Raw genomic sequence first — 11,672 nt, 5'->3', positions numbered from 1 at the left:
CGGGGGCTCACTGTGGGTACGTTGGACGGTACGCTCGTACCCACACGCAAGGACGGGCCGGCCTTCCGGCCCGGACAAGAACTCCCCGCTTCCGGCGGGGACGCCCATGGGAGACTGCTGCGGTGACGGCCCAGACTGACTCGCGTGACCGACGCCCGCGCCGAACGACGCGCAGGCGGGTCGTCGACACTCGTCGGCGGGACGAACTGCTGCGCCAGGCCGAGGCGATCATCCTGACCGAAGGCTTCACCGCGGTGACCATGGATGAGCTCGCCCAGCGGCTGGAGTGCTCCAAGGCCACGCTGTACAGTCTCGCCTCCACGAAGGAACAGCTGGTCCTGGCGGTCACCCGCGCCTTCTTCCGGGACGCGACAGCCGAGATCGAACAGGCTGTCCAGACCGAGCCCGACCCCCGGCAGCGGATCCGCGTCTACCTCACCGGCGTCGGCACGGCCATGCGCCGGCATTCCCACGCCTTCTACGACGACATGGTCGGTTACGAACCGACCGCACAGATCTACCGCAAGAACTCCGCCGCCGCGGCGCGCCGGGTCCACGAACTGATCGAGGAGGGCGTGCGGACCGGCGTCTTCCGCGCGCTCAACGGGCACTTCGCCGCCCAGGTCGTGGCGGTCACCATCGACGCGGTCCAGTCGGGGGTCCTCCTGGAGAGGACCGGCCTGACCGCCGGCGACGCCTTCTCCGAGCTCGGGGACCTGCTACTGGACGGGCTCAGTTCAGGACAGGGCGCAGTCGAGCCTCCTGCCGCAGCTGTCCGCCCGTCGAGGTCACCCGCAGCCGCCTCGGACGCCTCACCCGACAAGGCTTTCTGATCCGGCGTCTGATCTGTTCGACCAGCGCCGGCCCGACGTGGGCTGCCGCGACTTCGTCGGCCACGCGGGCGTGGAGCCGTTCCGGGTGTGGTCGGGTCGTACCCGTCCGGCCATGGGGCGGCGAGTCGGCGCGAGGGGCCTGGGACATGGGTGTCGGTCGGATCAGAGGTCGGTCGGTGTGCCGAGGCCCGTGAGAGCGCCGACCGGGTCCAGGTCGGGGGTGCCGCGGGGCCACCAGTCGTCGTGGCCGGGTTCGGACTCGTAGGCGTACCACAGGCCGTCGCGGCCGAGGCGGAGTTGGATGTGGCCACGGGGATGGGTGAGGTGGTTGCGCCAGGGGCGGAAGGCGGGAAGGTCGGCGGCGAGGAGGAGGGGGCGGGCCCGGTCGAAGCGGCCGGCCGGTGGGTCCCAGGGTTCTTCGAGGACGGCGAGTCCTTCGATCCCGCCCTGCCTCCAAGCGGCGACCGCGCGGGCCAGATCGGCCGGGGTGCGGTCGGTCGCGGCGGCGAGGGAGGCGTAGAGGGCTCGGGTGCCTGCGGTGAGGCCGGAACCGGGGCGAGCGGCGGCGAGGCGTACCGCGTCCTGCCACAGGGTGAGTTCGCCCACCGGGTCGTGGCCGGTGCCGAGCAGAGCGTGGGCGCGGGCGGCGGCGTCGGTGGCCAGCTGGTCCAGGGCGAAGGGGTCGGGGCCGCCCGGGGACGCGGGGTAGGCCGGGGGCTGCTCGGGGTGCGCGGGGACGGGCAACGGGGCCGGAAGCGGCGGGAGCCGGCGGGGCGCGAGGGCTTCACTGGCCCGTACGCCGGGCAGTGGCGCCGGTTCCTGTTCCTGGGCGGCACGGGCCGCGCGGGCGGCGCTGAGGCGGGACAGGGCGTCGAGCAGTTCCCGTTCGCCCCGGCCGCGCAGCAGGAGCAGGACGAAGGGATCGGCGTCGAGCAGGCGTGCCGTCTGGTAGCAGAGGGCGGCGGCGTGCTTGCAGGGGTGGCCGCGGTCGGGGCAGCTGCACTGCGGTTCCAGATCACCCGGACCAGGGAGCAACGGCACTCCGCACTCGGCCAGCGCCTGAGGCATCTCCTTGTCGAGGAGTGCGGCGATGTGTCCCGTCCGGTCGGCGGCGAGGTGCAGGAACCGGTCCCAGTCGGCATCGCCGAGCGTCCGCAACCGCACCTGCACGCGGTACGGCCGGGGGCGGCTCCCTTGCACATAGGCGAGCACCAGCCCCGGCGTCACGGTGATCGCGTCGACATGCCCCTGCTCGGCATAACTCCGGCCGCGCGCAAGCCGCTTGGCGTCCAGCGCGCCCTCCTCCAGCGCGGAGACCCAGGCGTTGCCCCACCAGGTGGCGGCGAACCGGGCGTCCTCGGAGGTCCGGGGAGGGAAGGCGGGGAAGGTGCGACGCAGGTCGTTGTCCCGGTTGGGAGCGGCCATGGTGTGGGGGCGGTGTGCGGAGGCCGGGGTCGGTGCGGGTGCCGGGAGGAGCCGGTTCTCGTCGGCGCCGGTGTCCGTGGGGGCGTCGCCGAGCGGGGCCGGGGAGTGGGGGCCGGGTCGTGCGGGGGCGTCGCCGGGCGGGCCCGACGGAGCCGGGCCGACTCGGTTGCCGGTGCTCGGAGAGCTGTCGTCGACAGCGGATGGCCGTGGAACGGAACTCCCCTGCCGCACATCGTCGTTGTCCTCGGGGTCCTCCCCCGGCAGGGCCACATCGTCGGGCATCCGGAACGCGTCGGCCAGCAACTCCCTTACATCACGCGCCCGGGCACCGGCGGCTGGACGCGGTGCGGGGCTTCGGTCCCGGGACGCGGTCGGGGCGGTACGGCGCGACCGGCCGGCGAGTGCGGCCTCGGCGGCCGCGGCGGCCGCCCGCCTCTTGCGTGCCGCACGCAGCGCTTCCCGGGCGGCATCCGCAGGGCGCGCCTCGGGGGGCTCAGCCGCGTCGTCGTGGACAGCCGGGACACCCAGGACAGGCGGAGCCGGCTCGGCGCCTTGATGCGTTTCCCCACCCGGGGAGCCGGCGGAAGCTGGGGAGAGGGCGCCCGCGTCAAACCGGCCTGAGCCGGCGTCCGTATCCGCACTCGGGGCACGCCGGGCCGCGACAGTTCCCCGTAGCGCCGCGCGGGCCGCGTCACCTGGCCGGGACCCGGGCGGTGCCGCGTCGCGCGCGGTGTTCTCGGGCGCCGCACCCTGCGTGCCCTGCCCCCCGGGTGTCCCCGGCTCATCGGCGGCTGCGTGCGCCCGGTGGGCCGCACTCTCGGCCGTCGAGCGGTTCGCCCCTTCGGCCACGAGGCCGCCGGCGTCCTTCACCGCAGGACCTCCGGCCCCCTCGCCCTCAAGGCGGCCCGAGCTCCGCACCGCGGAACCACCGGCCCCCTCGACAGCGAGGCCCCCCGTACCCTGCGGCGCAGAGCTGCCCGCCTCCTGCGCTTCCCCGCCGTCCGCCCCCGTGGCCGTCTGCCCGCCCGCATCCTCCGTCCCCTCCCGGCTCGCCCGCTCCCGTGCCGCCCGCAGGGCACGGCGGGCCTCGTCGGCGGGGCCGGGGGTCATGACGGCCTCCGGAGGGAGACCAGGTCGGACAGGTCGCGGTCGGTGAGCTCCGTGAGGGCGGACTCGCCGGAGCCGAGGATCGCGTCGGCGAGGGCGCGCTTGGACTCGAGCATCTCGGCGATGCGGTCCTCGACGGTACCCTCGGTGATGAGGCGGTGGACCTGCACGGGCTGGGTCTGGCCGATGCGGTAGGCGCGGTCGGTGGCCTGTTCCTCGACGGCCGGGTTCCACCAGCGGTCGAAGTGGACGACATGGCCCGCGCGTGTGAGGTTGAGGCCGGTGCCCGCCGCCCGCAACGACAGGACGAGGACCGGAATCGCGCCGCTCTGGAAGCGGTCCACCATGCGCTCGCGCTCCGGCACCGGCGTACCGCCGTGCAGCAGGTCCACCGGGACCGCGCGGGCGGCGAGGTGGGCGGTGATCAGACGGGCCATCCCCACGTACTGCGTGAAGACGAGCGCGGAGCCGTCCTCGGCCAGCAGGGTGTCCAACAGCTCGTCCAGCAGGGCCAGTTTGCCCGAGCGGGCGACCAGCCGCTCGCCGGCCGTGGGCGGGACCTCCTCCTTCAGATACAGCGCGGGGTGGTCGCAGATCTGCTTCAGCGCCCCCAGCAGCTTCAGCACCAGGCCCCTGCGCGCGATGCCCTGCGCCGTCTCGATCGCCAGCATCGACTCGCGCACCACCGCCTCGTACAGCGAGGCCTGTTCGCGTGTGAGGGGGACCGGATGGTCCGTCTCCGTCTTGGGCGGCAGCTCGGGGACGATGCCGGGGTCGGACTTCTTGCGGCGCAGGAGGAAGGGCCGCACCAGCCTCGCCAGCCTGGTCACCGCCTCCTCGTCCTCGCCGTTCTCCACCGCGCGCGCGTGCCGGGCGCGGAAGGACTTCAGGGGTCCGAGGAGTCCGGGGGTCGTCCAGTCCAGCAGTGCCCACAGTTCGGAGAGGTTGTTCTCGACCGGGGTGCCGGTCAGGGCCACGCGCGCGGGCGAGGGGATCGTGCGCAGGGCCTTGGCGGTCGCCGAGTACGGGTTCTTCACGTGCTGGGCCTCGTCCGCCACGACCATGCCCCAGCGCTGCTCGGCCAGCCTCGTCGCCGCCGCCCGCATGGTGCCGTACGTGGTGAGGAGGAAGCCGCCGTCGAGGTCGTCCATGCTGCGGTCCGTGCCGTGGAAGCGGCGGACGGGGACGCCGGGCGCGAACCGGGTGATCTCCCGCTGCCAGTTGCCCAGAAGCGAGGCCGGGCAGACGACGAGGGTCGGTTCGCGGCGCGCCCGGCGCAGGTGCAGGGCGATGACGGTGATCGTCTTGCCGAGTCCCATGTCGTCGGCGAGGCAGCCACCGAGGCCCAGGGAGGTCATGAGGTCCAGCCAGGCCAGGCCGCGGAGTTGGTAGTCGCGGAGCGTGGCGTGCAGGCCCGCGGGTGGTTCGGCGGGCTGGACTCCGGTCGTCAGGCGGTCGCGCAGGGCGGCGAGCGCGCCGACCGGGACCGCCTGCACCGTCTCGCCGTCGACCTCGGCGCTGCCCGTGAGGGCGACGGAGAGCGCGTCGACCGGGTCGAGCAGGCCCAGTTCACGCTTGCGGGCCTTGCGGACGAGGGCGGGGTCGACCAGCACCCACTGGTCCCTGAGGCGTACGACGGGGCGGTGGGCCTCGGCCAGCGCGTCCATCTCGGCCTCGCTCAGCGGGTCGCCGCCGAGCGCCAACTGCCAGCGGAACTGGAGCAGTTCCTCGCTCTCGAAGAAGCCGGTGCCGTCGGTCGCCGAGCCCGGCGCGGGTCGTACCACCGCCGCCGCGGTGAGGTCCTGCGCCAGATCCCGCGGCCAGTGCACCGCGACCCCGGCAGCCGCGAGCCGGGGCGCCGCCACGCCGAGAAGGTCGCCCAACTCCTCGTCGGACAGGGCCAGTACATCGGGTACGTCCTGCTCGGAGAGCCGGTCCAGGGGCGGCCACACCCGGGCGGCGCGCCGCACCGCGAGGGCCGCGTCGACGCGTGCGCGTGGTCCGAAGACGGCGTCGGCGTCCCCCGCCCACAGGGCCGCCGCGTCGGCCACGAGGGTCGGGTCAGCGAGGCTGTGCACCTGGACGATCGCGGCGCCCGCGCTGCGCACGCCCTCGGCGTCGGCGTTGAACAGGTTGTACGCCGACAGGTCCAGGCGGAGCGAGATCCGCACGCCCGCGTCCATGCCGGCGGCGACCTCCGCGGCCCAGTCGTGGGCCTGCGGCAGCCGCTGCGGTGCGCGGGCGGCGAAGGGCTTGCCGGAGGCGAACGGTGCGGCGGGGGTGCGGGGCAGGGTGTCGGCGACCGCGTCCAGGAAAGAGCGCATCAGCGCTTCCGGTTCCGGCAGCCGGAGCGGGCCGGGGCCGGGCAGCGGGACCGCGTGGCCCTCGTGGGGCAGGGCGGCCGCGACGGCGCGGAGGTGGGCGATGTCGTCCGGGTCCAGCGGCCCGGCCCGCCACGCGTCGTGGCCGGTGGCGGTGAGCCCGGGCAGCAGGCGGCCGCGGGCGGTCAGCCGCAGCGCGTGCAGGGCGGCCGCGCCCCAGCAGGCCGTGGCGGGATGGGCGGCGGGATCGCGCCGGGCCCGGACGAGCAGCGGGAGGGCCGCGCCGACCGGGAGCGAGAGGGCGGGGGCGGTGCGACGTCGGACTCCCGCTCCGTGCGGTCGTACGACAGTGAGTTCGGTGCGCTCGAGCGGCGCGGCGTCTGGCTCGGGGCTCTCGGACGGCAGGGGCGCGCCCTCGGGATCCCAGAAGGCGATCCGCCCCTCACGGGGAAGTGGTGCGGGCAGGAAGACGGCTGCGAGCCGGACGGAAACAGCCGCCCCCTGCTGCTCGCCCGTGCGCTCGGCCATCACGGCGCTGTGGCTCATACGTCCTGTCACCTCCCGCCCCCTTGTCGGATCACTCGTCTTCGACTCTACGGGCGGGGTCTGACAATCGGCTCCGGCGACCGGCTCAGGGGACCGTGCGCGAGACGACGTACACCTTCGGGGCGTTCGGCACGGTCAGGTTGACCATGACGTCCTGTGTGGGCGCCGGGTCCTTCTGGGAGTGGGTCAGCCCCCACCAGGAGCGTGGTCCGTCGAACCGCCAGCCGCTGACCTTCTGGTCGCGTTCGCTGATGGAGATGTCGCCCTTCTTCAGGTCGGCGCGGCTGACACCCATGCCGGTGAGGAAGGCGGCCAGACCCGCGTCGGTCGTCCGGAACTGGACGTAGAGGCGGCTGGTCTTCCAATTGTTGGTCTCGTAGGAGGCGACCAGGTCGGCGGGGTGCGGGACCGGCACCTGGTACAGGCGGCGCTGGACCTTCGACGGCCAGTCGGGCGTGAGGCCCGTCGCCGAGTACTTCGCCTCCTTGTCCTTGCCGCTGTCGCGGCTCTGGTTGGCGGAGATCACCAGATAGCCGGCCGGGACGCCGATGAGCAGACCGATGATGAGCAGCGTGATCGCCCGGCGGCGGATCTTGTGACGGCGGTCCTCGGTGGGCCGCTCCGGCTCGCCGTGGGGTGCCGAGGTCTGGTGTGGCAGGGATGCCGTCATGCGGTGTCCCGGGACGTACGGCGGGCCTCCACGTACCGTTCGTACCGCTCGTGCCGCTCCACCCGGCGACGGTTGGCACGCCGGAAGCGGCGGGCGACCAGGCGGGCGAGGTCGGCGGCGCCGACCATGCCGGCCTCGGGGCCGAGCTGTGCGCGGGCGATGCGGGCCTCGGGGCGATAGCCGCGGCCGGTGAGCTGGCGCTTGAAGGCGTCCCGTGCGGGGCCGATCAGCAGGTCGTCGGCCGCGCTGACGCCGCCGCCGATGACGAAGCAGGACGGGTCCAGGGCGGCCGCGAGGTTCGCGATGCCGACGCCGAGCCACTGGCCGATGTCCTGGAGCAGCTCGATGCACATCGCGTCGCCGTCGCGGGCCAGCTCGGTGATCATCGGACCGGTGATGTCGGCGATGTTGCCCTTGACGTGCTCGATGATCCCGTACGCCACCGGGGAGTCCGCGGCGGCCAGCTCCCTGGCCTCCCTGACCAGCGCGTTGCCGGAGCTGTACTGCTCCCAGCAGCCGCGGTTGCCGCACGGGCAGCGGTGGCCGCCGGGGACGACCTGCATGTGACCGAACTCGCCGGCGACACCGTACTTGCCGCGCTTGACCTGGCCGTCCTCCAGGATCGCGCCGCCGATGCCGGTGCCGAGCGTGATCATGACGAGGTGGTCCTCGCCACGCCCCGCGCCGAAGCGCCACTCGGCCCAGGCGGCCGTGTTCGCGTCGTTGTCCACCAGGACGGGGACCGCGAGGCGGCCGGCGATGCGGTCGCGCAGTGGCTCGTTGCGCCAGGACAGGTGGGGGGCGAACAGCACGCGGTTGCGGTCGGCGTCGACCCAGCCGGCCGCGCCGATGCCGACCGCGTGCACGTCGTGGCGGTCGGACAGGTCCAGGACCAGTTCGACGATGGTGTCCTCGACGACCTTGGGGCTCTTGGACTTGTCCGGGGTCTCGGTGCGGACCTTCTCCAGGATGTTGCCGTCGGCGTCGACGACACCCGCCATGACCTTGGTGCCGCCGATGTCGATGCCCACCGTCGGCACGCGCGGTGCGGTCAGGTGTGAGCGGCGTTCCCTCGTGCCGACGGTCCGCAGGGCGGGGGCGCGGCGGGAGCCTATGGGGGCGCTGAAGTTGCCGTAGGTGCTCATCAAGGCCCGATTCTGCCTCACCGTGACATCGGGTGCTGTAGGGGGGAGCAATGAGGAGACGCGCGTTATTTGCCGAGTGCGGGCGGTTCGCGGCTGGTCGCGCCGTTCCCCGCGCCCCTTTAGGGGCGCACCAGGAGCTGGAATTCGAATGAGTAGCGAGTTGGGCGATATGTATGCGTGCCGTACTCGACCGCTCTGCCCGTGTCGTCGAAGGTCACTCGTTGCATGGTGAGCAGCGGGGCGCCCGCCTCCTCGGCCAGGCGTTCCGCCTCCGCCTGCGTCGCCGCTCTCGCGCCGATGGACTGGCGGGCGCTGTGCAGGGTGATTCCAGCCGTACGCATCATGCGGTACAGGCCGGTTGCCTCCAACTGGGCGGTGTCCAGGTCGAGGAGGGCCGGGGGCAGGTAGTTGCACAGGTACGCCATCGGCTCGCCGTGCGCGAGGCGCAGGCGTTCCACCCGGTGTACGTCGCTGCCCTCGGCGACGCCGAGCGCCGCGGCGATCTCGGCGGTGGCGGAAACGACGGTGTTGACGAGGACCTTGGTCGCGGGGCGCTGACCGGCCGCCTCCAGGTCGTCGTAGAGGCTGCTGAGCTCCAGGGGGCGCTTGACCTGGCTGTGCACGACCTGGGTGCCGACTCCGCGGCGCCGCACCAGCAGGCCCTTGTCGACGAGCGACTGGATGGCCTGGCGCACGGTGGGCCGGGACAGGCCGAGCCGGGCGGCGAGCTCGATCTCGTTGCCCAGCAGGCTGCCGGGGGTGAGCGTTCCGTGTTCGATCGCGGCCTCCAGCTGCTGGGACAGCTGGAAGTACAACGGCACCGGGCTGCTGCGGTCCACACTGAGCTCGAGCGTCACGGTCGGGTCCACTCCTGGTTTCGGCACGGGCCCGAGCGTAGCTCCGTGCGTTGTTGACGGGAAGTCGTGTAGTCAGATTGTCCGGACATACAGATTGACAGCGGGGGGTTCCCGACCACACTTTGTTCACATGCGCATCGGGGTCATAGGGACGGGCCGCATCGGCACCATTCATGCGAACACGCTCAGCCGCCATCGGGAGGTCGGTTCCTTAATCCTCACGGACGCGGACGGGGCACGGGCCCAGGAGCTCGCGCACCGCCTCGGGGAGACCGCGGCCCCGGGCGTCGACGAGATCTTCAAATGGGGCGTGGACGCCGTGGTGATCACCACGGCGACCTCGGCCCATGCCGAGCTGATCGGCCGGGCGGCGCGCTCGGGACTTCCGGTGTTCTGCGAGAAGCCGATCGCACTCGACCTGCCCGGTACGCTGCACGCCATCGCCGAGGTGGAGACCGCCGGGACGGTTCTCCAGATGGGCTTCCAGCGCCGCTTCGACGCGGGCTACGTGGGTGCCCGCGAGGCGGTGCGCTCGGGACGGCTCGGACGGCTGCACACCGTGCGGGCGCTGACCTCCGACCAGGCGCCGCCGCCGGTCGAGTGGCTGCCGCTGTCCGGCGGCCTGTACCGGGACACCCTGATCCATGACTTCGACATCCTGCGCTGGGTGACCGGGCACGAGATCGTCGACGTGTACGCGGCCGGGTCCGACGCCGGTCCTCCGATGTTCCGGGCCGCGGGGGACGTCGACACCGCGGCGGCCCTGCTCACCCTCGACGACGGGACCCTCGCGACGGCCACGGCGACACGGCTCAACGGGGCCGGGTACGACGTGCGCATGGAGCTCGCCGGGGAGCTGGACCAGGTCGTGGTGGGCCTGGACGACCGTACGCCCATCGCGTCCACCGAGCCGACGGGGCCGCCCGCGGCGGACAAGCCGTGGACGGGGTTTCTGGAGCGCTTCGGTCCGGCCTACGAGGCCGAGCTGGCCGCGTTCATCGAGGTGGTCCGGGGCGAGCGGGCGAACCCCTGCGACGGGCGCGAGGCGTTGCAGGCGCTACGGGTCGCCGAGGCGTGCGAGGTGTCCCGGCGCGAGCGCAGGGCCGTGCGGCTGGCGGAGATCCCGGGCGGTGCGAGCGCCGCCGCGTTCTGAACCCGTCACGGCCGGCCGACCTGCCTTACCGGCCGGCCGAGGTGGCCCCGTCATGCCTCACCGAGACCCCGTCATGCCTCACCGACCTCACGCCGTCACGTCCCAGTGCCTGACCGGTCACACACTGCCCACCCGCCCCCCGTCACCCCCGGCCGACCTTCGCCCCCGTCACCCGCCGCCGTCACGCCCAGCCGACCTCGGCCCCGTCACCCGGGTGGGCGGTGGCGGTCGGGGTGGGCCGTCAGCGGGCGGCGTCCGCCAACTCCCGTACCACCCGCCCCGTCACGCCCGGCCGACCTCGCCCCCGTCGCCCGTCGCCGGCCTCGGCACACCCCGCCAGGCCCCCTGGGCGAACCGAACCGAGCCCCTCCCGTCGGAGCCGAAGCCGTACCAGCCGAACCCGCCGAGCCCTACCACCGCACCGGCAGGCTCCGTACTCCTCTGATCAGCATTCCCGGCAGCCACTCCCCCGCGGGCCCGGCGAGTGCGAGGGCCGGGGCCCGGTCCAGCAGGGTCCGGATCGCCGTGCGGGCCTCCAGGCGGGCCAGCGGGGCGCCCAGGCAGAAGTGGATGCCGTGGCCGAACGCGAGGTGGCCGCGCGGGTCGCGGCGGATGTCGAAGCGGTCCGGCGCCGGATAGCGGGAGTCGTCGCGATCGGCGGCGCTCAGGCAGATCATCACCGGGTCACCCTTGGCTATGGCCCGTCCCGCTATCTCCAGGGGCTCGGCGGCGTACCGGAACGTCGCGTTCTCCACCGGGCCCTCGTAGCGCAGCGTCTCCTCGACCGCGCCGTCGATGAGGCTTATGTCGGCGCGCAGCGCGGCGAGTTGGTCCGGATGGGTGAGCAGGGCGTGCACGCCGTTGGTGATGAGGTTGACCGTGGTCTCGTGGCCCGCGATCAGCAGCAGGAAGGCCATGCCGCGCAGTTCCGACGGGGAGAGCCGGTCACCGTCCTCGGCGGTGGTGCGGATGAGGTCGCCGAGCAGGTCGTCGCTCGGTCCGGCGCACCGCTTGTCCTCGATGAGCTCCGTCAGGTACTCACCGAGGCGCAGGACGGCGTCGTACGAACTCTCCGCACTGGTGGGTGCCACGACCTCCGTGGACAGCTTGCGGAACTCCGTGCGGTCCATCTCGGGTACGCCGAGGAGCTCGCAGATGACGGTGATCGGCAGCGGGTAGGCGAGGGACTGCACCAGGTCGGCGCGGCCGTGCGGCAGCATCGCGTCGAGGAGGTCGTCGGTGATCTGCTGGATTCTGGGCCGCAGTTGCTCGATGCGGCGCATGGTGAAGGCGCGGGAGACCAGGCCGCGCAGCCGGGTGTGCTCGGGCGGGTCGCTGCTGAGCAGATGGCGGCCGATCAGTGCCTCGTCGTCGAACACCATGCCGATCCTGCGGCCGTCCTTGGACAGTCTCGGATCGGCGAGTGCCGCGCGCGCCTCCTCGTGCCCGACGACGAGCCAGGTCGAGTAGCCGGCGTCGGAGCCGGGCGGTCGCACCCGGTGCACGGGGCCGAGGCCGCGCAACTCGGCGTACACGGGGTGCGGGTCGACACGGAACGCGTCGCCGTACTCCCCGAGATCGATCACTGCTTCGGTCATGGACTCCCCCTTCACCC

General features: G+C 73.3%; 8 protein-coding genes. 2 read left to right on the top strand and 6 right to left on the bottom strand.

Annotation, left to right across the window (positions count from 1 at the left end):
• The first annotated feature begins 122 nt into the window (after positions 1 to 122).
• Positions 123 to 833, top strand: coding sequence for a TetR/AcrR family transcriptional regulator (locus ACIBJB_RS24105; RefSeq protein WP_398933175.1), 711 nt, complete (start codon positions 123 to 125; stop codon positions 831 to 833).
• A gap of 162 nt (positions 834 to 995) precedes the next feature.
• Here the strand turns inward: ACIBJB_RS24105 and ACIBJB_RS24100 are convergent, their stop codons facing one another.
• The 5 genes from ACIBJB_RS24100 to ACIBJB_RS24080 all read right to left on the bottom strand — a co-directional run bounded on the left by ACIBJB_RS24100 (position 996) and on the right by ACIBJB_RS24080 (position 8,904).
• Positions 996 to 3,368, bottom strand: coding sequence for an SWIM zinc finger family protein (locus tag ACIBJB_RS24100; RefSeq protein WP_398933174.1), 2,373 nt, complete (start codon positions 3,366 to 3,368; stop codon positions 996 to 998).
• On the bottom strand, positions 3,365 to 6,232 hold the full coding sequence (locus ACIBJB_RS24095) for an SNF2-related protein (protein WP_398933173.1): 2,868 nt from the start codon (positions 6,230 to 6,232) through the stop codon (positions 3,365 to 3,367). Before ACIBJB_RS24095 ends, ACIBJB_RS24100 begins: the two co-directional genes overlap by 4 nt.
• An 85-nt stretch (positions 6,233 to 6,317) precedes the next feature.
• Positions 6,318 to 6,902 carry a sugar kinase gene (locus tag ACIBJB_RS24090; RefSeq protein WP_398933172.1) on the bottom strand — a complete coding sequence of 195 codons (585 nt, stop codon included), beginning with the start codon at positions 6,900 to 6,902 and terminating at the stop codon, positions 6,318 to 6,320.
• Positions 6,899 to 8,047, bottom strand: coding sequence for an ROK family glucokinase (locus tag ACIBJB_RS24085; protein ID WP_031051879.1), 1,149 nt, complete (start codon positions 8,045 to 8,047; stop codon positions 6,899 to 6,901). The genes ACIBJB_RS24090 and ACIBJB_RS24085 overlap by 4 nt, the downstream gene beginning before the upstream one ends.
• A 119-nt stretch (positions 8,048 to 8,166) precedes the next feature.
• On the bottom strand, positions 8,167 to 8,904 hold the full coding sequence (locus ACIBJB_RS24080; protein ID WP_328643695.1) for a GntR family transcriptional regulator: 738 nt from the start codon (positions 8,902 to 8,904) through the stop codon (positions 8,167 to 8,169).
• Positions 8,905 to 9,034: 130 nt separating this feature from the next.
• Here ACIBJB_RS24080 and ACIBJB_RS24075 point away from each other — a divergent pair, with 130 nt between their 5' ends.
• Positions 9,035 to 10,057 (top strand): Gfo/Idh/MocA family oxidoreductase, encoded by a 1,023-nt coding sequence (locus ACIBJB_RS24075; RefSeq protein WP_398933171.1) that lies wholly within the window; start codon positions 9,035 to 9,037, stop codon positions 10,055 to 10,057.
• A gap of 410 nt (positions 10,058 to 10,467) precedes the next feature.
• Here the strand turns inward: ACIBJB_RS24075 and ACIBJB_RS24070 are convergent, their stop codons facing one another.
• Positions 10,468 to 11,655 (bottom strand): cytochrome P450, encoded by a 1,188-nt coding sequence (locus ACIBJB_RS24070; RefSeq protein ID WP_398933170.1) that lies wholly within the window; start codon positions 11,653 to 11,655, stop codon positions 10,468 to 10,470.
• Positions 11,656 to 11,672: the final 17 nt, after the last annotated feature.

The organism is Streptomyces sp. NPDC050759 (assembly GCF_044456945.1).
GTDB lineage: Bacteria > Actinomycetota > Actinomycetes > Streptomycetales > Streptomycetaceae > Streptomyces.
Note: the sequence above shows the minus strand (reverse complement) of the source record. Positions and strands in the feature narration are given on the sequence as shown.